The organism is Ensifer sp. (assembly GCF_035999185.1).
Classification (GTDB): domain Bacteria; phylum Pseudomonadota; class Alphaproteobacteria; order Rhizobiales; family Rhizobiaceae; genus Ensifer.
Map to the genome: position 1 here is coordinate 1 of NZ_DASYHB010000044.1, position 21,154 is coordinate 21,154.

Below are 21,154 nucleotides of genomic sequence, written 5' to 3' on the forward strand. Positions count from 1 at the left end.
TCGGTGGCTCGCAAGCCATGCCGAAGCGCTCGGCGTCGAGATCTATCCGGGCTTTGCCGCAACCGAAGTGCTCTATAACGACGAGGGTGCGGTCATCGGTGTCGCCACCGGCGACATGGGCATCGAGAGGAACGGCGAGCCAGGGCCGAACTTTGCCCGTGGCATGGCGCTCCTCGGCAAGTACACCCTGATCGGCGAGGGCGTGCGCGGCTCGCTCGCCAAGCAGCTGATTGCGAAATACGATCTGTCGAAAGACCGCGACGTCCAGAAGTTCGGCATCGGTCTGAAGGAACTCTGGCAGGTCAAGCCCGAGAACCATCGTCCGGGCCTGGTGCAGCACTCCTTCGGCTGGCCGCTCGGCATGAAGACCGGAGGCGGCTCGTTCCTCTACCACCTCGAAGACAACATGGTCGCCGTCGGCTTCGTCGTGCACCTCAACTACAAGAACCCCTATCTCTTCCCGTTCGAGGAGTTCCAGCGCTTCAAGACGCATCCGGCGATCCGCGGCACGTTTGAGGGCGGCAAGCGGCTTTCCTATGGTGCGCGTGCGATCACCGAGGGTGGCTACCAGTCGGTGCCGAAGCTCTCGTTCCCCGGTGGCGCGCTGATCGGCTGTTCGGCCGGCCTCGTCAACGTGCCGCGCATCAAGGGCAGCCACAACGCGGTGCTGTCGGGCATACTCGCTGCGGAAAAGCTGGCGGCGGCGATCGCGAACGGCCGCGCCAATGACGAGCCGGTCGAAATCGAAAACGGCTGGCGCGACAGCGCCATCGGCCAGGACCTGAAGCGGGTTCGCAACGTCAAGCCGCTGTGGTCGAAGTTCGGCACGGCGATCGGCGTGGCGCTCGGTGGTCTCGACATGTGGACCAACCAGCTGTTCGGCTTTTCGTTCTTCGGCACGCTGAAGCACGGCAAGACCGATGCTCAGTCGCTCGAACCTGCGGCTCAGCACCAGAAGATCGACTATCCGAAGCCGGACGGGGTGCTCACCTTCGACCGTTTGTCCTCTGTGTTCCTGTCGAACACCAACCATGAGGAAGATCAGCCGGTTCATCTCAAGGTCAAGGACATGGACCTGCAGAAGCGTTCCGAGCACGACGTCTATGCCGGCCCGTCGACGCGCTACTGTCCGGCCGGCGTCTACGAGTGGGTGGAGAAGGACGGCAAGCAAGTCTTCGTCATCAACGCGCAGAACTGCGTGCACTGCAAGACCTGCGACATCAAGGACCCGAACCAGAACATCAACTGGGTGCCGCCGCAAGGAGGCGAAGGCCCGGTCTATCCGAACATGTAGTGTTCGGCGGGCCGCACGGACCTCCGTGGAGAAAGCCGGCGAAGGACCGGTTTACCCGAACATGTAAGGTTCGACGGGCGAGCCCCCTCAGACAACAACAAAGCGGCGCCGGAGATGTTCTCCGGCGCCGCTTCGTTTTGTGGCCAAGCTACCAGGTCCGATCGACGAAATCGGCGATCAGGGGCGCGATCTCGTGCAGGAATTCTTCCAGAGCGAAGTGGCCGGTTTCGAAGAGATGCAGCTCGGCCTCTGGCACGTCGCGCAGATAAGCGCGCGCACCCGGCTCGGTGAAGAAGGGATCGTTTTTGCCCCAAGTGATCAGTGTCGGCGGGCGATCGCGTCGCAACCAAGCCTGCCACTCGGCATAGCGCGCAAGGTTGCTCTTGTAGTCGAAGAACAGGTCGTATTGCGGCTGGCGGTGCTCCGGCAAGTCGAGGAAATGCTGGTCCATCGTCCAGCCGTCCGGGGCGATCCGTTCGGGGTCACCAGTGCCACCCTCATACTGGGCGCGTGTCATCTCCAGTGTCAGCAACTGTTCGATCCGATCGCCGGCATCGACGTCCTCAGGCTTAAGCGCAATGAAGCTCTGCGCCGCCTCCGACAGGCCTTCATGATAGGCGTTGCCGTTCTGAACGATCAGGCCGGCGATCAACTCCGGGCGGCGGGCCGCGAGCCGCAGTCCCACGGGCGCGCCGAAGTCGAAGATGTAGAGCATGAAGCGCTCGATCTTCAGCGCATCGACGAAACCTTCCATCAGATCCGCCAATCTGTCGAAACTATAGGTGAACTGGCCGCCGGCTGCGGCGGACGTCGGCGCGTCGCTGTGGCCGAAGGCCGGATAGTCGGGCGCGATCAATCGATAATGACTGCCGAGCGCGTCCATCAGGCGCCGATACTGGTGAGAGGAGGACGGGAAACCATGCAGGAGCAGAATGGTCGGAGCGTTCCCCCCGGCGTCGCTCGGCACGCTTTCCCGATAGAAGAGGCGGACACCGTCGACCTCGATTGCGCGGTGACGGATGACTGGAATGCGAGCGACTGGCATTTAACACTCCTTTTTATCCAGAAGATGCATTAGAATTGCATCGGCCTAACTAATGTGTCAATTGTAAAAATACACATTAGAAGAAGAGAGCCGAAATGGATGTGACGCCGTTCGTGGGTGAGCCGCTGGCTCTGGATCTCGTCAACACGCGACCGCGGGTTTCCATTGACGTGGTTGACCTGATTGCCGATGGCGATGGCCTCAGAGGGTGGGTCGAACTGGAAAAGGAGCGGCTTGACGGTATCACCCCGGCAGAGTTGGCGTCGATCTCTGCCGAAGAGCTCGGGCAAGTCCACTCCGTTCGCGAAAATCTGGCAACGGCTCTCGATCGCCTGATGCATGGACTTGCGGTGCCCGCCGCCGCGATTGCAGGGCTCAACGCTGCGATGCGCGCGGCACCTGCCATTCATCGGCTCGATTGGGAAGATCCGCCCGTTGTCACGCGCCAGCGGGAAGGGTCGGCGGCAGCCCGCCTTGCGACCGTCCTTGCGGAAGACGCGGCGGCGCTTCTCGCAGGAGCTGAAAGGCAGCAAATCCGCAAATGCGGGGCGGAGGATTGCGTCATGCTGTTTGTCGGCACCAACGCCCGGCGACGCTGGTGTTCGGCGACGCGCTGCGGCAACCGCATGCGCGTGTCGCGCTACTACCAGCGCAACAAGTCGCCCTGATGGACGCGTGAGCCGTTCGAACATTAGGAAAGGCACCCGTTGACGCAAATGGGAAAGTCCTTGCCGGAAAACCCCGATAGCTTTCATGGTGTCGTCGGCTCTCAGCCGACGGACCTGCAGGCCGTTCGGTCCCTGTTGTCTGGAGTTGGACCGAGATCTGTAACGCTGTCGATCCCTGCGGTGAGATCGGCGGCTGGACGGGATGCACCGCCAGAACAAAGGGAACATAAATGAAGAAGCTTCTTGCAACGACCTGCCTGGCCGCTGGCCTGCTTGCCCTTGCCGGCGCGGCCTCAGCCGCCGAATGCGGCGACGTGACGATCGCAAACATGAACTGGCAGAGCGCCGAAGTGCTGGCGAGCGTCGACAAGATCATTCTGGCCGAGGGCTATGGTTGCAACGCCGAGCTCGTTGTCGGTGACACCGTGCCGACGATCACCTCGATGATTGAGAAGGGGCAGCCGGATATCGCTCCGGAGGGCTGGGTCGACTTGCTTCCCGACGTCGTCAATCGCGGCCTTGAGGAGGGCAAGCTCGTCGGCGCCGCCGTGGCGCTTTCCGATGGTGCTGTCCAGGGCTGGTGGGTGCCGAAATACATTGTTGACGCCAATCCGGACATCAAGACGATCGACGATGTCCTGAAGCACAAGGAACTGTTCCCGGATCCGGAAGATGCGAGCAAAGGCGCTGTCTTCAACGGCCCACAGGGTTGGGGCGGCACGGTCGTGACCACGCAACTCTACAAGGCCTATGGCGGTGAAGCCGCGGGCTTTACGCTGATCGACACCGGTTCGGCCGCCGGCCTCGACGGCTCGATCGCCAAGGCCTACGAGCGCAAGCAGGGCTGGGTCGGCTATTACTGGGCGCCGACAGCGCTTCTCGGCAAATACGAAATGGTGAAGCTCGGCCACGGGGCGGATGCGGATGCCGCCGAGTGGAAGCGCTGCAACACCGTTGCCGATTGCCCGGATCCGAAGAAGAACGACTGGCCGAAGGACAAGGTTCAGACGCTGGTGACCAAGTCCTTCGCCGATCGCGCCGGCCCGGCCATGGACTATCTCAACAAGCGCGCCTGGACCAACGACACGGTCAACAAGCTGATGGCCTGGATGACCGACAACCAGGCAAGCGGCGAGGAGGGCGCCAAGCACTTCCTCCAGGAAAACCCCGATATCTGGACCACATGGGTTTCGCCCGAGGTTGCCGAAAAGGTCAAGGCGGCGCTCTGACCGCGATCGATTGAGCAGACGGGCGGCGCAGCAACTTGCGCCGCCTCTTCGTTCGATGTCCGGCAAAGGCAAAAGAACAATCGCGGCCGGCGCAATGTGAAGGGGAAATGGAATGGACTGGTTGACCCAGTTTCCGCATATGGACGACGATAGTCTGAGGACGCTGAAGAAGGCGATCGACGAAGGATTTCGCGGCTTCACCCGTGCCTATGGCGACGCCATTGAAGGCTTTTTCCAGCCGCTGCAGTTCTTTCTGATCCAGTCCGAGCGCTTCATGACGAAGACGCCCTGGCCGATCATCCTGCTGTTGATCGCGCTGGTTGCCTGGGTCGCGAGCCGAAACTGGAAGATCGTCGCCGGTTGCATCGTCACGCTGCTTCTGATCGGTTACTTCGACATGTGGGACGACACGATGAAGACGATCTCGATGATCTTCGTCTGTACCGTGCTGTCGATCGCCATCGGCATACCGATCGGCATCGTCATGTCTCGCTCCGATCGGTTCCAGAACATCGTCAATCCGATTCTCGATGTGATGCAGACGATGCCGAGTTTCGTCTATCTGATCCCGGTCGTCATGCTGCTTGGCATCGGCAAGGTACCGGGGCTGATCGCGGTGGTGATCTATGCGATCCCGCCGATGATCCGCCTCACGAACCTCGGCATTCGGCTGGTCGACAAGGATGTGCTCGAGGCGGCCGATGCTTTCGGCTCTTCCGGTTGGCAGAAACTCAAAAACGTGCAGATGCCGCTTGCCCTGCCGACGATCATGGCGGGCATCAACCAGACGATCATGATGGCGCTTGCCATGGTGGTCATCGCCTCGATGATTGGCGTCCAGGGGCTCGGCCAGCCGGTGCTGAAGGCAATTGCCAACCAGTACTTCACCCTCGGCATCTTCAACGGCCTTGCGATCGTCGGCATCGCCATCATCTTCGATCGCGTCAGCCAGGCCTACGGCCATCGCCTGCAGAAGCACCGCGAGATCGTCCACGGCTGATCTCTCTTTTACGGCAAGAAAAGGCCCCGAGCGCGTGCGTCCGGGGCCTTGGTTTTTTTGAAGACGAGCGCCCGAGGCGCGCTTGTTCTAACGCCGGGTCGAAAGAATGCCGGTGGAAAGCGCCACGCCAGCGGCGGTGAAAAGGGCGGCGAGGATTTCGAAAGGGCCGATCGGTTCACGGAGCAACACGGCACCGCCGATCATGGCGAGCACCGGCGTCAACGCCGTGAAGGCCGCGGCCTGTGTGCCGCCAAGGCTTTTCACGGCAAAGCCGTAGGCGACCATGGCGACGAGGCCGGAGAGGATGCCCTGGCTCGTGACCTGCAAGGCGATCTCCTGCGCCGGGACCGCTGCAAGCGTGCTGCCGAACACCGCTGCCAGCGCCAGATGAATGAGGAACGACCAGACGGCGACCAGCGCGCTGCCCTGCAGCGGGCTGAGGCCCGAACGGCGGAAGGCGTGGGTGTAGATCGCCCAGAGCGTGGCTGCTGCCGGAAGCAGCGCGTATCCGGCCCAGCCGGCCGGAGCCGAGACTGCCAGGTTGCGTGTCATCAGGATGGCGACGCCGGCGATGATCGCGGCAAAGCCGACGAGGCGCATCCTGTCCGGGCGCTCGTCAAACGCTGCGACGCCGATCAGCGCCGTGGCCAGCGGCATCGAGCCGCCGAGAAGAATGCCGACCGAAGAGGCGGGCACGGAGTGGATCGCAAAGGCGGAAACCTGGAAGAAGAGAGCGCCCGAGCCCGCGACCATCAGGGCCAGCAAGGAAAGCGGCAGTGCGCGCGGCAGGAGGCCGGTCTTTAGCCAGACAGGCGCGAGCAGAAGCGCCGGAACGCCATAGCGAATGAGGCCGAGGTCGATCGTGCCGATCGCGGTGCCGGCGGAGTGGCGCGTTGCAAGAATCCAGCCGGCCCAGATGAGAACGGTAACGAAGGCACCGGCATAGCCGCTAGCGGCAGGCGTCGTAATGCCGCGATTGAGCGTGAGCGCAACCATTTGAAATTCCTTCCCGATTTGGATATCCCCTGAGGCTTTGGGGTCTGAAAGGAATATTAGGCCCTGGTGGCGGGGCATGTCCTTGCGATTTGTGTCTGGAATCGACTATCATTCGCAACAATGTGCCAATTGAAGGCTTTGAAGTTTGTGATCATGCCAAATCTTGATAATTTCGATCTCGCTATCCTGAAAATCCTGCAGGAGGATGCGCGCGCGACCAACGTCGAGATCGCTGACAAGGTCAATCTCTCGCCGTCGCCCTGCCTGCGGCGCATCCGCAACCTTGAGAAGTCCGGCATCCTGCGCGGTTACCGCGCCGACATCGATCGCAAGGAAGTCGGGCTTGGACTGACGGTCTTCGTGGAGATCAAGGTGGGAGGCCACAGCCGCGAGAACGCGCAATTGCAGCAGGCCGCATTGCTCGCGATCCCCGAGGTGGTGTCGTGCTTTCTGATTTCCGGCAACGCCGATTTCCTCGCCGAGGTCGTCGTCGAAGATCTCCCTGCTTATGAGAAGCTCCTCACGGAGACGCTGCTTGCCTTGCCCGGAGTGAGCGACATTCGCTCCAATTTCGCGATCCGATCGATCAAGACCGGCGGCCCGTTGAAGTTGCCTGAGCCGCGCTGACGGCCGGCTCACCCGCTGACGATCGTGGGTTCCGCGCGCAAATTGCCGTCCTCGTTACCCGTTAAGTTTTCGTAAGGTGCTGGAAACAGCCGCAATAGCGCTTATCTGATCGCCGTGTGCCGCTGTGTTGCGGCGATGGAGCCAGTGACGCGTTCATGAAAATCAAGGCAATCTTCAATCGTGATGGCGGAACCTTCCGCACGACGGATATGGCGGCCTATGGCCAGAAGGTCGAGGACGTTTTCCGCAGTGCGGGACATCAGATCGAGATTGCGGCGGTTTCCGGAAGCGAGATGCAGGAAACCCTGGAGCGCACGTGCCGGCGCGACGATCTCGACGCCATCCTTGCCGGTGGCGGCGACGGCACGATCTCGGCGGCTGCCGGTGTCGCCTGGAAGAACCGCATGCCGCTAGGCGTGGTCCCGGCTGGAACGATGAACCTCTTTGCCCGTACCCTGAAGCTGCCCCTCGACATCTGGAAAGTGCCGGAGGTGCTCGCAAACGGGGTGATCATCGACGGCGACATCGGCAGTGCCGATGGCCGCGCCTTCGTGCACCAGTTTTCCATGGGCCTGCATGCGCGCATGGTGCGCTACCGGGAGTCCTACAGTTTCCGCTCCAGGGCCGGTAAGATCGCCGCAAGCACGCGCGCCGCGGTTGGCGTGATCCTCAACCCACCTGATTTCGAAATCGAGTTCGACGTTGACGGCCATCAGGAGCGCCGCCATGTCTCAGCGGTTTCGGTCTCGAACAACCCGTTCGGGAGAGACACGCTGATGTATGCGGATGACGTGACTGCTGGCCATCTCGGTTTCTACACGGCGCCGCCCTTGAGCCCGCCGGGGGTTGCCAGGCTTGCCTTTGACGTGATGCGCGGCAAATTTCGCGACAGCGCGCTGATCACCACCATGAGCGGCCATGCGCTCGATCTGCATTTCCCCAAGGTGGAGCGGCGGATCAACTGCGTCATCGACGGTGAACTCCTGCCGATGGGCCGCGACGTCGCCCTTCGCATTCACCCGGGCGAACTCAAGCTGCTGGTCGGCGCCGATCGCGACGGGTCGTCGATCCAGAAGTAACCGAAACTGTAGCGATCCTGTTGCTTGCCATGGAGATAGGGAAGGGGAAGCTGCTGCGGTTTCATTTCCGTCTCCGGCACCCCAAGCGCTTTCAAGGCATTGACGAGCTGCGCCGGTGGCGGCGCATCGGCCTTGCCGTCATCGCTCCAGACGACGAGAAGCGGTCCGGCGAGGTGATCGATCGGCGGGCCGCTGGTGTTTCCCGGCACCATGACGTTGGCGCTGTGCAGCCGCGTGCGCAGATTGCCGGCCACGAGCTTGTCCGTCGCCAGAACCATGGCCGGTTCGCGTCCCTGCTGTTGAACGACGGTATCAACGAGGGTGCTGTAGGGAATGCTCAGTCGTGAAAGCTTGCCGAACCAGGGGCGAACGACGGCGCGCGCCGACACGACCATCAGCGTGGTGACCACGACAAAGCCGACGATAAGCAGGAACGGCCGGACGCTGAGCGTGGTATCGACACCGGACGCCTCGACCTTGAGCGCGAGATAGAGCGGCAGCAGGACCAGAAACAGGACCAGCCACTTTTCCCGCATATGGGTAGCGCCGACAACAAGCATGATCAAAAGCACGGCGGAAAGACAGAGGACGAGCGTGCGCCCGACGACGCGGGTCCAGAGGCCGTCGGCCCTCCAGATGGCAGGCAGGTCCCGGCGAAACACGAGGGCAAATACGGCGAGCGGAATGGCGGCGCCGCGAAAGATGGCGGTAGCCAGCGCAATCGTGCCCTTGAGCGCTTTCGAAAGAAAACTGCTGTCCTGAGCCGTTCCCATCTCGTTCAGCGTGTTGTTGGAAGCGACGCCCAGGTTTTCGAGAATCCAGAAGCCGTGCGGCAGAGCTATGAGGGCGCAGACGGCAACCGCGGCGAGGATGCGCCAGTCGAAGAGCCGGGCGCGAAGCTTCGGTTCCGGCAGGATTGCAAGCACTGCAGCGACCGGAACGATCGCAAAATTGTATTTTGAGATGACACCGATGCCGACGGCAAGGCCGGTCAGCGCATAGGCGAAGAGTGTTGGCCGCATCAGTGTGCGCAGGAACGCATAAAGGAACAGCGAAACACCAAAGAGGGCCGCGACCGTGTGCGAGAGGTCGCGTTGCGCAAGCAGGAAAATCGGGGGAAGGGCGAGCACGCCGATCGCCGCGATCGCCGCGAGGCGGCGGTCGCCGAGCACTTCGCGTGCGGCCAGGCCATAGAAGAGACAGCTGAGGAACAACAGCCCGTTCTTGAGCAGGGTCATCGTTGCGATCGATGGGCCCAACAGCGAGGTCAAGCCGTACTGCAGCCAATTGTAGAAGGGAGGCTGCGAGCCGTAGCCGAGCATCAGAAACTGCGAGACGTACGCTTGCTCGGACTCATCGATCTCGAGCGACGTGGATGCGGAAAGCCTGAGGACGATGCAAAGCAGGAAGTAGCCGGCGATCAGCGCGATGACCAGGTTCGGGCGGCGATTGACGACGTCAAGCATCTGTATGATCCCGAACGAACACCTGCCGGACAATGTAATTCGTCGTGCCGTCATCGCTGAAATAGGTGCGCGCCATCATCTCCGCGAGGATGCCGGTCGTTATGAGCTGCACGGAGGACAGGAACAGCATGACCCCGACGATCAGCATTGGCCTCGTCCCGATGTCGTTGCCGAGGATGAACTTGTCGAAGGCGAGGTAGAGAAGGATCAGGGCGCTAAGCATGCCGCTCGCCAGCCCGATCGAGCCGAAGAAGTGGCCCGGGCGCGCCTTGTAACGCATGAAGAAGAGCACCGACAACAGATCGAGAATGACCCGGAAGGTTCTGGAGATCCCATACTTGGACTGCCCATGCTGGCGCGCGTGGTGGGTAACGGGCATCTCGCCGATGCGGCTGCTTGGCACCACGCCCGCCACCCAGGCGGGGATGAAGCGATGCATTTCGCCCATCAGCTTCACTTGCTTGATGATGGCGGCCCGATAGATCTTCAGGCTGCAGCCGTAGTCATGCAGCCTGACGCCTGTGATCTTGCCGATCAGGCGGTTGGCGCACCAGGACGGAATTTTCCGGAGCAGAAGGCCATCCTGCCGGTTCTTGCGCCAGCCGACGAGCAAGTCGAGCTGACGGTCCTCGATCGCCTCGACCATGGCGGGGATATCGGCAGGGTCGTTCTGCAGGTCGCCGTCGAGCGTCGCGATCAACCGGCCGGTAGCTGCGTCGATGCCGGCCTGCATGGCTGCCGTCTGGCCGAAATTCTTCTGCAGTTCGACGATCTTGAGGTCGAGGCTGAGGTCGGAAAGCGCTTGCCGCGCGTTTGCAAGTGTTCGGTCCGTGCTGCCGTCGTCGACGAGGATGAGTTCCCATGGCAATGAAAAACCTGCCATGGCGTCGCGGACGCGGGTGATGAGGGGCTGGATGCTGTCCTCCTCGTTAAACACCGGGATGACGACGGATAACTCGATTGATTGCATAATAGCGCCCGTGCATGCGACGCTCGCGCGGCCGCAAGGATTGGATTTGTGCTTACATAATCATTTTCTTGCATAGTTATCGGTGATAACCAACGCTCAATCTTGCGTTTCAACACGGGAATACGGGGCCTGATGACATCGGATTGCGAGCCTGATCGGCGATCCTGGTTCGCCCGCAACCGGATGACGTTGCTGTCGGCAGTTGCGATTGCGGTCTATGCCGCCTTTGTCGAATGGTTCTGGGGATGGGCGGCGCTGCTGCGGCAATGGTCGGAAATCGGCGCCGGTGCCGCCTTTTTCGCGCTCATGCTGCTCGTCGCGACCTACTTCATTCGCTGCTATCGCATCTACGATTACTTCCCGAACGAGACGGCAGGGCGCTTCCTACCGCTGTTTCGCGTCACCCAGGTTCACAATCTTCTCAACATCATGCTGCCGTTTCGCGCCGGGGAGACGAGCTTTCCCTTGCTGATGCGCTCGGAGTTCGGCGTGCCTCTTGCTCGTGGCACGGCCGCTCTTCTGGTCATGCGCCTGCTTGACCTGCACGCGCTCCTCGTCGTCGCGGCGATCGGGCTCGTCATCGGGCGCGGTTCCGCCGTCTGGTGGAGCGCGTGGTTCGCCGCCTTGGTCTCGCCGTTGCTGTTCTTTCTGCTGAAGGATCGTGTCGTTGTGCTTGCGCGCCGGCTCCTGCCGGCAAGGCTCGACGCGATTGTCGATGAGCTGGAAGCGGGCCTGCCGGGCGATGTCGCCGGGTTCCTGCGCGCCTGGGGCATGACCGTGCTCAACTGGGCGGTCAAGGTGCTGGTGCTTGCCTGGGTGCTGGCGCTCATGGGCGTTGCGCCGCTTGCTGCCTGCTTCGGCGGCGCGCTCGGTGGAGAGCTGTCTTCGGTGTTGCCGATGCATGCGCCGGGCGGTGTCGGAACCTATCCCGCGGCGATCGCGGCCGGCGCCATTTCCTTTGGTGCCGCGGCCGGGCGCGCGGGCCTCGAACAGCTCGCGACATCCGGCGTCAACGCGCATCTGTTGATCATCGTGTCCGCGGTGGCGGGCACGATGTTGTCGATGGTCATCGGAAGAAAACGCTGAACGGGCCAGAAAGGGCGAAGCGCATCTCAGGTCGGAGTTGCGCAATCGCCGCTGATTACTGGAACGAGGTCTCGTAGAAGCTTCTAAGCTTGCGGGAATGCAGCTTTTCAGGCGGCATCGCTGCGAGCTTCTGCAGCGCAAGGATGCCGATCTTCAGGTGCTGGCTGACCTGCGTCTTGTAGAAAGCCGTCGCCATGCCCGGCAGCTTCAGTTCGCCGTGCAGCGGCTTGTCGGATACGCACAGCAGCGTTCCATAGGGTACGCGGAAGCGGAACCCGTTGGCGGCGATCGTTGCCGATTCCATGTCGAGCGCGATGGCGCGCGCCTGCGACAGCCGCTTGACCGGCCCGCGTTGGTCGCGAAGCTCCCAGTTGCGGTTGTCGATGGTGGCAACGGTGCCGGTGCGCATGATCTGTTTGAGATCGTAGTCGCGGTAGCCGGTCACCTCGGCAACGGCGTCCTGCAGCGCCACCTGCACTTCGGCGAGTGCCGGCAGGGGGATCCACACCGGCAGGTCGTCGTCGAGTACATGGTCTTCGCGCATGTAGGCATGCGCCAGCACGTAGTCGCCGAGCCGCTGGCTGTTCCTGAGGCCGGCGCAATGGCCGAGCATCAGCCAGACATGCGGGCGCAGCACGGCGATATGGTCGGTGATCGTCTTGGCGTTCGACGGGCCGACGCCGATATTGACCATGGTGATGCCGCCGTGGCCCTTCTTCTTCAGGTGATAGGCCGGCATCTGCGGCAGCCGGGCGAGGGTGGCGTCGGTCTCCGGCTTGTCGGCACCGGCAGGCGTGATGATGTTGCCGGGTTCGACGAAGGCCGTATAGCCGTTGCCGCCTTCCGCCATCTGCTGGCGGGCCCAGGCGCAGAACTCGTCGATGTAGAACTGGTAGTTCGTGAACAGCACGAAGTTTTGGAAGTGCGTGGCATTCGTCGCGGTGTAGTGGCTGAGGCGCGCCAGCGAATAGTCGATGCGCTGGGCCGTGAATGGCGCGAGCGGCGATGGTTCCCCGGGACCCGGCTCGTATGAACCGTTGGCGATCTCGTCGTCGGTCGTCGTCAGGTCCGGTGCATCAAACAGATCGCGTAGCGGAATGTCGATGGTGTTTGCCGCCGATGCTTCCACATAGGCGCCCTCGCCAAAGGCAAAATGCAGCGGGATCGGGGTCGCCGATTCCGAGACGGTGACGCCGAGGCCATGGTTCCGTATCAGATGCCCGAGCTGTTCCTTCAGGTAGTGCCGGAAGAGCTTCGGCCGGGTGATCGTGGTCGTATAGACGCCGGGCGCGCTGACATAGCCAAAGGACAGGCGGGAATCGACATGCCCGAAGCTGCTCGTCTCGATGCTGACCTGGGGGTAGCAGGCACGATAGCGGGTCAGCGGCTCGTCGGTCTTGCCCAGGCCCTCGAACGCTTCGCAGAGGAATCGGGTGTTGCGCTCGTAAAGCGCCTCGAGGCAATCGACGGCGGCCGCAGGGTCGTCGAAATACTGCGGCTCGAAAGGCTCAGGCGTTGCGACGGAAAGGACGGAGTGTGAAGAGATTCGCTTGTTCATGTCGCATTATAGGCTGCGGCTTCTGACAAGCAAACGACAAGATGCCGACGTTCACAACCGCGCGGCGATCTGAGGTTAGTGCTTCAACGCGGACCCGCGAGGATGATCGCGCTGCCGAGAAGGGCGACGGCCATGCCGGCAAGATCCCAACGATCCGGCCTGACGCCTTCGGCAAGCCAGAGCCAGAGGAGGGAGGCCGCGATGTAGACACCGCCATAGGCCGCATAGGCGCGGCCAGCGGCTTCGCTTTCGATCAAAGTCAGGAGCCAGGCAAAGAGCGCAAGCGACGCCACGCCGGGAATGAGCCAGACGATGGACTTATCGAGTTTCAGCCACGCCCAGAAGGCAAAGCATCCGGCGATTTCCGCAAGAGCGGCGAGGGCATAGATGAGATAGGCGGGCATGGAGCTGGGACTGGCGTGGTTGGCGATCTGCAGCGACAGGATAGGAAAGCACCCAAAAGCGCAAGCCAGATAAAACATGCCATTTAAAACAAAGGGACGCCGCGCGTCCCTTGCAATCCCGCGTTCGTCCGCAGCCAGATCAGGTCATCGCCTGGCGCTGCAACGTCACGAAGAGGACAAGGCCCGCACCCTGCTTGCCGATGCCGGTGCCGCTGGCCTTGGAGTAAGCGAGGGCGCCGACCGGTGCCATCAGCAGGCTGGCCAGCGCAAGCACGCGCAATGACAGAACTGCGGAAGTCGAAAGTGCGGCCAGCATGTTCATCTCTCCGTCAGATCACGCCCGTGATCGATTGCAACAGGTTGAGGGCAGAGGCGAACGGCGAGCCGTGCGCTTCATGGCCCCGGTTAGAGTTTGGCCTGGCAGTATTGCGCCGTATGGGCGGTGCAGTCGGTCAGCGAGCCGAGATAGGTATTGCTGCGGCGACGCTCTGTGTCTGCGCTGACTGCGGCGGCAAGTGTTACGGCGAAAACGACCATCAGAAGGCTGATGATGGTGAGGCGCCGTGCGAGGATATCCATGGTTCTGTCCGTTGTTTGGAGGCAGGTTCAAATCGATTGAGTGTGTTTTCGCACACCCAAACTGAATTGTTGCTGAGATGTCCGTTCATCTGCCGTTCATCTTCGGTTGTGTGTCGGTGTTCGAGACGGTGAGACGCCGACGCGTCGCAGACGGGCGCGCTGTCAAAAGGGGAAAGTCGCATTGCTGCGGCGACATCCGGTGACGCGGTTACCTGCGCGGTGTCACATACGAAAAAAGGCGGCCACTGGCCGCCCCTTCATTCGTGAAGCGGCGATCGCCGCCGCCTTTTCCGTCCCCTATAGACGCGTCCACGTCTGCGATTTGCACAGGACCTTCAAGACGCAGCCTTTCATCTTCAGCGAATTGCCGTTGACCGAGCCTGAGCCGCTGTATGTCTTGTCGTTTTCCGGATCGGTGATTTCGCCCGAATAGGAGCCGTCGGTGCCCGAGAGGTTGCCGATGCGCTTGCCGGCGTGTTTGCCGGTCTTGAGCGTCACGCAGAAGGCGCCGCCGCACGGGGCAATTTCCGCTGTTGCGCCGGTCGCCGTCTTCCAGTTGCCGACGATCGGTTCCGCCGCTGCCGCTGTTCCGGCAATGCCGAGGCCAAGGGCTGCGGTGATGAGCATGGTACGTAACATTCCGTTCCTCCAGATAGAGGCTGCCGGCGTGGTCCGCTCCGCCGGCAGCTCTCGCGATGTCCTCGTGTAATAAGGCAGTCTCCTCACCGCCGCGCGGAAGATAGCTTACGCGCACGTAAAGGTAAACAAGCCAAACGGCGGCTTTCGTTGCTTTCCTTGAACGGTTTCGAACGGGTTTTGGGGAAGGAAACGTGCGGGCTCTGCTGGAGCCGCTCGTTTCGTGGTTAGCGTTTGGTTGAAATCGCCGATTGAATTTTTCGTAAATTTTGAAGCGAATGCGCCGGAAAACCGGACTTCCGATGTTTAACAAAAACTCAAGTTTACCAAGTGTTTGAACTTTCTTTGTCGCAAATTAAGCATGCATTTTAAGCGCGCATTGAAGCCCCTGCTGCATAGTGGAGCCATAAGACGAGCGGAACAAAACGCTCCGAAAAACCACCGCAGACGACGCCGCAAAAGACGGGGCGCTGCGGAAAGGCCCGCAAAGAGGCACGGTCGAACAGGGACCACAACAACGAGCTGCTGGAGCATGGTCCGCCTTAAACCGGCGGGCCGCTTCGGAAGAACCAACCAGGCAAGACAGGGACAAGACAATGGCACGCTTTGATATGCAGATTGCTTCGGATGCCGCGATGGGTGGTAAGAACCAGGCGGAAGTTTTTTGCAACATGGGCCTGGCCTATGCGACCGGCCACGGACGCCCGGTTGATCTGGTCGCCGCCCACAAGTGGCTGAACATCGCCGCAATCAAGGGCTCTGACCGCGCCGTCGATCTGCGCGCGGACCTCGCGATGACGATGAGCAAGTCGGATCTCGCCGCAGCCCTTCGCGCCGCACGCGAATGGATGACCATCCACTGATAACGGGACGGCACCCGGAAGGGTGGCCGTCAAGCAAATGCCAGAGCTGCGGTCTCGGTTAGGCCAACGTCTTCAAGACCTTGGGAAGAGTCGCCTCGAGCAGGCGCATTTCCGCCTCCGGTCCCGTGCTGACACGGATGCAGCGATTGAGGGGGGCTACCCCCGGCATCCTTATGAAAATGCCATGATCGTTCATCAGCGTATCGACGATCGCGCGGGCATGCGCTGCATCCCGTCCGCAGTCGATTGCGACGAAGTTCGTGGCTGATGCGAGCGGCAGCAGGCCGTTTTCGGTCGCGATCGCCGCGATACGCTGGCGGGACGCGACAATTTTTGCCGTCACTTCCCTCAGATAATTCTGGTCCGCCAGGGCTGCGAGCGCGGCTGCGACCCCGATCCGGTTCATGCCGAAATGATTGCGGATTTTGTCGAAGGCCTGGGCGGTGCCCGGCGTCGCAATGACATAGCCGACGCGCGAACCAGCAAGCCCGTACGCTTTCGAAAAAGTGCGCGTGCGCACCACATTGGGCATGTCGATCAGGGCATTGATCGCCGGTAGCGCTTCCGCCGGCGCTGTTTCGCAATAGGCTTCATCCAGAATGAAGAGCGTCGTCTCCGGAAGGGCCTTGGCGAATTCGACGATGCGATCGGCAGTCCACCAGCTCCCCATTGGATTGTCAGGGTTGGCGAAATAGACGAGCGGCGCGTTCTCCCGCTTCACCGCTGCCAGTAAGCCGTCGAGGTCTTCCCGGTCGTCGACATAGGGTACCGTTACCAGTCGGCCGCCGTGGCCGACGACGTGATAGTTGAACGTGGGGTAGGCGCCCAGTGACGTGACGACCGGCAGGCCCGGCTCGATCGCCATGCGCACGATCTGGCCGAGCAACCCGTCGATACCTTCACCAATCGCAATGTTGGCGGGTTCGGTGCCGAGATGGGCCGCAAGGGCCTGCTTCAGGTCGTGGTTTTCCGGGTCGGCATATTTCCAGGTTCCACCGGCTGCCTCCCGGATCGCTGAAAGCACGCTTTCCGCAGGACCGAAGCCGCTTTCGTTCGCGCCTATGCGCGCGGCGATCGGCCGGCCGCGCTGTCGTTCGATGGCCTCCGGCCCGACAAACGGGATCGTCGACGGAAGAGATTGGATGAGCGGCGTGAAGCGAGAAAATGCGGACATGCTAAATCATGGGCCCCGTTCGGATGACGTGTCGGGGAACTTATCGCATGCTTCGGCAATTCGGAATCATTTCGGCAAGAAAAGCCGCCGGATTTCCGTTGCCCTTCGTTTGAAGGCAACTGCCCTAGCGTCGCGGCTTTGCGTTCTTGACCTGCCCGGTGAAGAATTCCTGCCGGATGATCTCGCGCAGCAACGTCTGCTCGATCGGCTTGATGAACTGGACGCCGATGCGCTCACCGTTGCGATAGACCTCGGCGCAGCCGATTCTAAGCGAAGTGCCGACGATATGCAGATAATAATGCTGCGGCAGGCCGATATTGGTGTCGACCGCAAAGCTCGCGCCGCCACGCGATATGTCGATCATGCGGCAGGGACGCACCGAGACGCTGCCGAGACCCGGCTGCACCGTCGTCAGCGTGCCCGCATGGCCGATCGAGAATCGTTCGTAGCGTCGCTCGTAAAAGGGCGACGGGACGCAGGAATACATAGTCTGGTTCTGCATGCGTCATTCTCCGCCAGTGCCGGGTCGGACGGCGCGATCAGTTCCTGAACGCAGCCCTTGACCCCGGACAATTCATTTGTCCCACATTGTATCGGTGGGCAAATTCCACCGATGCTAGAATCAGTTTTGCAGAAGAAACTTGCAATCCCCTGAAATCGATCACTAAAAATCTAATGTCATCGGGATCAGAGGCCGCCGCTGGAAAATTGCACTCGGATCAGCCGCCTCAGGAAATCCGTGGAAAGCAGCATGTTGAAGCGTACTCCGAGTTCTGTGCTTTCGCGGTGGACTTCGGAGCAGCCGATCTCTTCCTTGAAACCTTCGATTTCCAGGAAGAAATGCTTGGGCAGTGGGATCGTGGCGTTGAAATCCAGCATCGCACCCGCAATCGAGATATGGCGCAGCAGGCATTGGTACTTGGTCTTGGCCTTCAGGTGCTGGCCAATAACCAGAATCCGACAGGGACGCTCGATAAAATAATGCTGATGGGTCGTTGCGAGCTGGCCGGGCTTGGCTTCCGCGACGTGCATCTTCATGGACATGGCAAGCTCCGTATTTCGACGGCCTTTCAAAACCCTGAGATCGAGCGCCCGTCGGAATCGCGAGACGCTCCAATACGGTGTCTGGGCTAAGCACACCGGCTTGCTTCGACCTTGCGCCATCGGCAAGTGCGCCGACGCTAAATTATGCCGCGCCTGCACATTGAAAGCCCCCATCTCATACGTAATACTTTCGTCAGGCATGACCGGGGCGCGCATCGTGCGTTCCGAGGATAAACGGGCGAGGCAACGTCTGTCGTTGAAGCCGATGCAAGGCGGAAAACGATCGTCGGTGCCGGAGGGAAGGGCATGGCGTTGGGGTTATCGCGGCGGTGGCTGCCGCTTTCTGTTATTTGCGTGGCACTGTTTGTGTCGATGCCTGCGGGAGCGTGGGCAGCCAAGCGCGTCGCGCTGTTGATCGGCAACGAGAAATATGAGGCGACCGCGCCGCTCAACAATCCGGCCAATGACGTGGACTTGATGAAGGCTTCCTTTGAGGAGGCCGGGTTTGATTCCGTCACGACGGTGCACGACCTCGGCCGTCAGGACATGGTCAAGGCCTTGCGCGACTTCGAGGATCTGGCAACCGGGGCCGAGGTTGCGATCGTCTACTATTCTGGCCACGGCATGGAGATGAATGGCGAGAACTATCTGCTCCCGACCGACGTGCAGCTGAAGACGGATAAGGATGTCGAGGACGAGGCAATCGGCCTCGACCGGGTTCAGCGTTCCCTGGAAGGGGCCACCAAACTCAAGCTCGTGATTCTCGATGCCTGCCGCAACAATCCCTTTGAGCAGAGCATGACGCGCTCGATCTCCACGAGGGCCGTTTCGCGTGGCTTGGCCCGCGTCGAGCCCGAATCGGCGGACCTTCTGGTGGCCTTCGCATCCAAGGCCGGCACCGTGGCGCTCGACGGCGAGGGCAAGAACAGCCCGTTCGCCACAGCGCTTGCCAAGTACCTGACCGAACCGGGCGTCGATGTCCGCATTGCGCTCGGCAAGGTGCGAGACGAGGTGGTCTCCGTGACCAACCGCGGTCAGGAGCCGTTCGTCTACGGTTCGCTCGGCGGTGCCCAGATCTTTCTCAATATCAAGGAAGTGAATATCAACGTCACCACCAACGGCGGTCAGCTCTCGCCGAACAGCCAGTCTGAGGCGGCTGCCGACTGGCAGAACATCCGCGACCTTGCCGACAAGGATTTGCTGACGGCCTTTCTGGCCAAGCACGGATCAGACCCGGTCTATAAGATGTTGGCAGAGAAAAAGCTGAAGCTGCTGAGCGAAGCCGAGCAGACATCGAGTGTGACGCCCGATGAGATCGCCTGGGAGGCCCTGAAGCAGTCGACCGATGCAGCGGCGCTGACGCGTTTCATTGAGCGTTACCCCGACAGCAGCCATAAGGCGGAAGCCGAACAGCAGATCGCAGCACTCGAGCCGCAGAAAGGTCTCAACGTCTCGCCGACCGGCAAGGACACCCAGGCCTCCCGCGATTGCTATTTGCTTGCCGGCGAACCGCAGTCGATGCCCGGCTTTCTCGGGGTCAATTTCCTGAAGCTCGACGCAGAGCGGGCGCTGACGGCCTGTGCGCAGGCGGTCAACGAGAACCCTGACGACATGATGCTGGTCAACATGCTGGGGCGTGCCCAGGACGCTGGGCGCAACTATGTCGACGCGCGGCGCAACTACCAGAAGGCGGCCGATGGCGGAAACATGTATGCGCTGACGAATCTCGCCTGGTTTTCGATTTACGGCACGGACGTGCCGGTAGACATCGACCAGGGCAAGCGGATGTTCGAGCAGGCGGCCCGCGGCGGAAACGCCTATGGCCAGGCGTCGCTCGGCTGGCTCTATCGAGAGGGCTATGGCGGCATTGCGCAGGATTATGCCGAGGCGGCCAGATGGTATGAGCTCGCCGCCAATCAGGGCTATGCCAATGCCATGGCGACCATGGGCTGGTTCTATCGGGAAGGTCTCGGTCTGCCGAAAGACCTGGCGCAATCGCTCTCCTGGTACAAGAAGGCCGCAGAAAGCGGCGATACCAACGCCATGTCGTCGCTTGGGTGGGCCTATCAGAATGGCCTCGGAACCGAGCAGAGCTATCCGGAGGCAAAGGTCTGGTACGAAAAAGCGGCCAACATGGGCGATTCCTATTCCATGGCTTTGCTCGGCTGGTTCTATGACATCGGCAACGGCGTCGCTCAGGACTATGTGCAGGCACGCACCTGGTACGAGATGGCGGCCAACGCCGGCAGCGCCTACGCCATGGGTAATCTCAGCCGTCTTTATGATTACGGACTTGGCACCAAGGCGGATGCGAAGGAGGCGGTTCGCTGGGCGGCGGCCAGCATCGAGGGCGGCGATCCGGCCAAGCTCGAAGAGGTGAAGAGCCAACCGAACAACTTCACGCCGGCCTTTCGCAAGGAAATGCAGAGCCTGCTGAAGGACCGCGGCTATTATGGCGGCCCGATCGACGGTGATTTCGGCGCTGCGACCCAGCAGGCGATCGAACGCCTCGCGCGCAAATCATAGGTGCCTTCGTCATAGGTTGACTGAAAAGCGCCCGGTTATCCGGGCGCTTTTGCCTTGATTGACAGGAGTGAACGCGGCGCAGCGCGCTTTGCGTCATCAGTCGGCCCACACGAAAATGCGAGGAATTCCCGGAAACCGACAAAAAAATCTTGCATTGGCCGCAGAGTGACTCTAGTCAGGCGCTAACGGAGAGGTGGCCGAGTGGTCGAAGGCGCTCCCCTGCTAAGGGAGTATACCCGGAAGGGTATCGAGGGTTCGAATCCCTTCTTCTCCGCCATTCCTGCAAAACTCAATCCACGCCTGACGCACGCGCCCACGGAACCTCGCTTCTAGCTCTGGGCAGCCTACCTTCAGGCTTTCCAACTTTGCACTCACCCAACTGTGCCGGCCGCCGTCCCGTTTGCGGTCCAAACTCCGTGGATACTGCAGCGGTGACCGCGGTCCATTCTGAAGGGACAGAATCGCGGCGCAGCCTGGCTGGCGATTCTCGCCGTTGATTCTGGCGAATCTCTCGTGCCCGGAGTTTTCGGCAAGGCACTTTGTTGAAGTGATCGCTGTTTTAGGCCTTCGATGCCTGGGTGGATTTGAAGCCTGCGCCCGGCTTTTCCCCCGTTTTGGGCGGCTTTCTGCCTCTTTCTGAAACAGGCCGCCCCCGCCTTCCTTATGCTAAACCCCCGTCGCCAAAGGGTTTTCTTAATGCTTTGTTAATTTTCTCCGGGGGTCTGCGGCGATTTTGTGTCGTTTCAGCAACAGGGTTCTGTGAAGGGCAATGCAAAGGGCGTGATCTCGCCAGTTGGACGTTGCGCCGATGATCCGGTCTTGTATTTTCAACTCCGGAAGCAAGGGCGGTTGATCGTCCGACTTCTTGAACGTTGGGGATGGGGCAGGGAACGCTGTCCTTCAGCAAAAT

At 61.2% G+C, this 21,154-nt stretch carries 22 protein-coding genes and 1 tRNA gene; 10 read left to right on the forward strand and 13 right to left on the reverse strand.

Annotation, left to right across the window (positions count from 1 at the left end; translation table 11 throughout):
- Window positions 1–1,294 (forward strand): electron transfer flavoprotein-ubiquinone oxidoreductase (locus tag VGO04_RS04840; RefSeq protein WP_327494831.1); only part of this gene is annotated, 1,294 nt, incomplete at its 5' end.
- A 148-nt stretch (window positions 1,295–1,442) separates the two neighbouring features.
- Here the strand turns inward: VGO04_RS04840 and VGO04_RS04845 are convergent.
- The gene (locus VGO04_RS04845; RefSeq protein ID WP_327494832.1) at window positions 1,443–2,339 is read right to left on the reverse strand and encodes an alpha/beta hydrolase; all 897 of its coding nucleotides are present in this window, start codon (window positions 2,337–2,339) and stop codon (window positions 1,443–1,445) included.
- A gap of 95 nt (window positions 2,340–2,434) precedes the next feature.
- Here VGO04_RS04845 and VGO04_RS04850 point away from each other — a divergent pair, with 95 nt between their 5' ends.
- The 3 genes from VGO04_RS04850 (at window position 2,435) to VGO04_RS04860 (ending at window position 5,236) form a co-directional block, all read left to right on the forward strand.
- Complete coding sequence (locus tag VGO04_RS04850) at window positions 2,435–3,007, forward strand: CGNR zinc finger domain-containing protein (RefSeq protein WP_327494833.1); 573 nt, start codon at window positions 2,435–2,437, stop codon at window positions 3,005–3,007.
- 230 nt (window positions 3,008–3,237) lie between these two features.
- Window positions 3,238–4,236 carry an ABC transporter substrate-binding protein gene (locus VGO04_RS04855; protein WP_327494834.1) on the forward strand — a complete coding sequence of 333 codons (999 nt, stop codon included), beginning with the start codon at window positions 3,238–3,240 and terminating at the stop codon, window positions 4,234–4,236.
- Window positions 4,237–4,348: 112 nt separating this feature from the next.
- On the forward strand, window positions 4,349–5,236 hold the full coding sequence (locus VGO04_RS04860; protein ID WP_327494835.1) for a proline/glycine betaine ABC transporter permease: 888 nt from the start codon (window positions 4,349–4,351) through the stop codon (window positions 5,234–5,236).
- An 87-nt stretch (window positions 5,237–5,323) separates the two neighbouring features.
- On the opposite strand, the gene VGO04_RS04865 is transcribed toward VGO04_RS04860, so the two are convergent.
- Window positions 5,324–6,232, reverse strand: a complete 909-nt coding sequence (locus VGO04_RS04865) for a DMT family transporter (RefSeq protein ID WP_327494836.1) — start codon at window positions 6,230–6,232, stop codon at window positions 5,324–5,326.
- 153 nt (window positions 6,233–6,385) lie between these two features.
- Between VGO04_RS04865 and VGO04_RS04870 the strand changes: the two genes are divergently transcribed.
- A complete protein-coding gene (locus VGO04_RS04870) occupies window positions 6,386–6,859 on the forward strand; it encodes an Lrp/AsnC family transcriptional regulator (RefSeq protein WP_327494837.1) in 474 nt (157 codons plus the stop codon).
- A gap of 155 nt (window positions 6,860–7,014) precedes the next feature.
- On the forward strand, window positions 7,015–7,938 hold the full coding sequence (locus VGO04_RS04875; RefSeq protein WP_327494838.1) for a diacylglycerol kinase family protein: 924 nt from the start codon (window positions 7,015–7,017) through the stop codon (window positions 7,936–7,938).
- Here the strand turns inward: VGO04_RS04875 and VGO04_RS04880 are convergent.
- Window positions 7,875–9,404, reverse strand: a complete 1,530-nt coding sequence (locus tag VGO04_RS04880; RefSeq protein ID WP_327494839.1) for a glycosyltransferase family 39 protein — start codon at window positions 9,402–9,404, stop codon at window positions 7,875–7,877. The two genes, VGO04_RS04875 and VGO04_RS04880, sit on opposite strands and share 64 nt — an antisense overlap.
- Window positions 9,397–10,374, reverse strand: coding sequence for a glycosyltransferase family 2 protein (locus VGO04_RS04885; protein ID WP_327494840.1), 978 nt, complete (start codon window positions 10,372–10,374; stop codon window positions 9,397–9,399). The genes VGO04_RS04880 and VGO04_RS04885 overlap by 8 nt, the downstream gene beginning before the upstream one ends.
- 132 nt (window positions 10,375–10,506) lie before the next feature.
- Here VGO04_RS04885 and VGO04_RS04890 point away from each other — a divergent pair, with 132 nt between their 5' ends.
- Window positions 10,507–11,460 carry a lysylphosphatidylglycerol synthase domain-containing protein gene (locus VGO04_RS04890; protein ID WP_327494841.1) on the forward strand — a complete coding sequence of 318 codons (954 nt, stop codon included), beginning with the start codon at window positions 10,507–10,509 and terminating at the stop codon, window positions 11,458–11,460.
- A 55-nt stretch (window positions 11,461–11,515) separates the two neighbouring features.
- Here VGO04_RS04890 and VGO04_RS04895 read toward each other — a convergent pair whose 3' ends face one another.
- The 5 genes from VGO04_RS04895 to VGO04_RS04915 form a co-directional block, all read right to left on the reverse strand.
- Window positions 11,516–13,018: an AMP nucleosidase gene (locus VGO04_RS04895; protein ID WP_327494842.1), complete on the reverse strand. Its 1,503-nt coding sequence runs from the start codon at window positions 13,016–13,018 to the stop codon at window positions 11,516–11,518.
- A gap of 83 nt (window positions 13,019–13,101) precedes the next feature.
- Complete coding sequence (locus tag VGO04_RS04900; protein ID WP_327494843.1) at window positions 13,102–13,422, reverse strand: YnfA family protein; 321 nt, start codon at window positions 13,420–13,422, stop codon at window positions 13,102–13,104.
- 139 nt (window positions 13,423–13,561) lie between these two features.
- Window positions 13,562–13,738 carry a hypothetical protein gene (locus VGO04_RS04905; RefSeq protein WP_327494851.1) on the reverse strand — a complete coding sequence of 59 codons (177 nt, stop codon included), beginning with the start codon at window positions 13,736–13,738 and terminating at the stop codon, window positions 13,562–13,564.
- Window positions 13,739–13,827: 89 nt separating this feature from the next.
- Complete coding sequence (locus VGO04_RS04910; RefSeq protein ID WP_034804185.1) at window positions 13,828–14,001, reverse strand: hypothetical protein; 174 nt, start codon at window positions 13,999–14,001, stop codon at window positions 13,828–13,830.
- A gap of 297 nt (window positions 14,002–14,298) precedes the next feature.
- Complete coding sequence (locus tag VGO04_RS04915; RefSeq protein ID WP_327494844.1) at window positions 14,299–14,640, reverse strand: DUF2147 domain-containing protein; 342 nt, start codon at window positions 14,638–14,640, stop codon at window positions 14,299–14,301.
- A 593-nt stretch (window positions 14,641–15,233) separates the two neighbouring features.
- Here VGO04_RS04915 and VGO04_RS04920 point away from each other — a divergent pair.
- Window positions 15,234–15,500 (forward strand): sel1 repeat family protein, encoded by a 267-nt coding sequence (locus VGO04_RS04920; protein WP_327494845.1) that lies wholly within the window; start codon window positions 15,234–15,236, stop codon window positions 15,498–15,500.
- A gap of 58 nt (window positions 15,501–15,558) precedes the next feature.
- On the opposite strand, the gene VGO04_RS04925 is transcribed toward VGO04_RS04920, so the two are convergent.
- The 3 genes from VGO04_RS04925 to VGO04_RS04935 all read right to left on the reverse strand — a co-directional run bounded on the left by VGO04_RS04925 (window position 15,559) and on the right by VGO04_RS04935 (window position 17,934).
- The gene (locus VGO04_RS04925) at window positions 15,559–16,674 is read right to left on the reverse strand and encodes a pyridoxal phosphate-dependent aminotransferase (RefSeq protein WP_327494846.1); all 1,116 of its coding nucleotides are present in this window, start codon (window positions 16,672–16,674) and stop codon (window positions 15,559–15,561) included.
- A gap of 124 nt (window positions 16,675–16,798) precedes the next feature.
- The gene (locus tag VGO04_RS04930) at window positions 16,799–17,176 is read right to left on the reverse strand and encodes a PilZ domain-containing protein (RefSeq protein ID WP_327494847.1); all 378 of its coding nucleotides are present in this window, start codon (window positions 17,174–17,176) and stop codon (window positions 16,799–16,801) included.
- 185 nt (window positions 17,177–17,361) lie between these two features.
- Window positions 17,362–17,934: a hypothetical protein gene (locus VGO04_RS04935; protein ID WP_327494848.1), complete on the reverse strand. Its 573-nt coding sequence runs from the start codon at window positions 17,932–17,934 to the stop codon at window positions 17,362–17,364.
- Window positions 17,935–18,072: 138 nt separating this feature from the next.
- Here VGO04_RS04935 and VGO04_RS04940 point away from each other — a divergent pair, with 138 nt between their 5' ends.
- Together VGO04_RS04940 and VGO04_RS04945 are read left to right on the forward strand one after the other, a co-directional pair.
- Complete coding sequence (locus VGO04_RS04940) at window positions 18,073–20,244, forward strand: caspase family protein (RefSeq protein WP_327494849.1); 2,172 nt, start codon at window positions 18,073–18,075, stop codon at window positions 20,242–20,244.
- A 187-nt stretch (window positions 20,245–20,431) separates the two neighbouring features.
- A tRNA-Ser gene (locus VGO04_RS04945) sits at window positions 20,432–20,521 on the forward strand.
- A 384-nt stretch (window positions 20,522–20,905) separates the two neighbouring features.
- Here VGO04_RS04945 and VGO04_RS04950 read toward each other — a convergent pair.
- A partial coding sequence (locus VGO04_RS04950) for a hypothetical protein (RefSeq protein WP_327494850.1) occupies window positions 20,906–21,154 on the reverse strand: 249 nt, incomplete at its 5' end.

What these genes read in the sequence shown, in the direction of transcription:
- VGO04_RS04920 (WP_327494845.1), top strand. Translation starts at nt 15,234, where the DNA reads ATGGCACGCTTTGATATGCAGATTGCTTCGGATGCCGCGATGGGTGGT.
- VGO04_RS04850 (WP_327494833.1), top strand. Translation starts at nt 2,435, where the DNA reads ATGGATGTGACGCCGTTCGTGGGTGAGCCGCTGGCTCTGGATCTCGTC.
- VGO04_RS04875 (WP_327494838.1), top strand. Translation starts at nt 7,015, where the DNA reads ATGAAAATCAAGGCAATCTTCAATCGTGATGGCGGAACCTTCCGCACG.
- VGO04_RS04860 (WP_327494835.1), top strand. Translation starts at nt 4,349, where the DNA reads ATGGACTGGTTGACCCAGTTTCCGCATATGGACGACGATAGTCTGAGG.
- VGO04_RS04880 (WP_327494839.1), bottom strand. Translation starts at nt 9,404, where the DNA reads ATGCTTGACGTCGTCAATCGCCGCCCGAACCTGGTCATCGCGCTGATC.
- VGO04_RS04900 (WP_327494843.1), bottom strand. Translation starts at nt 13,422, where the DNA reads ATGCCCGCCTATCTCATCTATGCCCTCGCCGCTCTTGCGGAAATCGCC.
- VGO04_RS04905 (WP_327494851.1), bottom strand. Translation starts at nt 13,738, where the DNA reads ATGCTGGCCGCACTTTCGACTTCCGCAGTTCTGTCATTGCGCGTGCTT.
- VGO04_RS04915 (WP_327494844.1), bottom strand. Translation starts at nt 14,640, where the DNA reads ATGTTACGTACCATGCTCATCACCGCAGCCCTTGGCCTCGGCATTGCC.
- VGO04_RS04895 (WP_327494842.1), bottom strand. Translation starts at nt 13,018, where the DNA reads ATGAACAAGCGAATCTCTTCACACTCCGTCCTTTCCGTCGCAACGCCT.
- VGO04_RS04865 (WP_327494836.1), bottom strand. Translation starts at nt 6,232, where the DNA reads ATGGTTGCGCTCACGCTCAATCGCGGCATTACGACGCCTGCCGCTAGC.
- VGO04_RS04910 (WP_034804185.1), bottom strand. Translation starts at nt 14,001, where the DNA reads ATGGATATCCTCGCACGGCGCCTCACCATCATCAGCCTTCTGATGGTC.
- VGO04_RS04870 (WP_327494837.1), top strand. Translation starts at nt 6,386, where the DNA reads ATGCCAAATCTTGATAATTTCGATCTCGCTATCCTGAAAATCCTGCAG.
- VGO04_RS04845 (WP_327494832.1), bottom strand. Translation starts at nt 2,339, where the DNA reads ATGCCAGTCGCTCGCATTCCAGTCATCCGTCACCGCGCAATCGAGGTC.
- VGO04_RS04930 (WP_327494847.1), bottom strand. Translation starts at nt 17,176, where the DNA reads ATGCAGAACCAGACTATGTATTCCTGCGTCCCGTCGCCCTTTTACGAG.
- VGO04_RS04885 (WP_327494840.1), bottom strand. Translation starts at nt 10,374, where the DNA reads ATGCAATCAATCGAGTTATCCGTCGTCATCCCGGTGTTTAACGAGGAG.
- VGO04_RS04855 (WP_327494834.1), top strand. Translation starts at nt 3,238, where the DNA reads ATGAAGAAGCTTCTTGCAACGACCTGCCTGGCCGCTGGCCTGCTTGCC.
- VGO04_RS04925 (WP_327494846.1), bottom strand. Translation starts at nt 16,674, where the DNA reads ATGTCCGCATTTTCTCGCTTCACGCCGCTCATCCAATCTCTTCCGTCG.
- VGO04_RS04935 (WP_327494848.1), bottom strand. Translation starts at nt 17,934, where the DNA reads ATGCGCGCCCCGGTCATGCCTGACGAAAGTATTACGTATGAGATGGGG.
- VGO04_RS04890 (WP_327494841.1), top strand. Translation starts at nt 10,507, where the DNA reads ATGACATCGGATTGCGAGCCTGATCGGCGATCCTGGTTCGCCCGCAAC.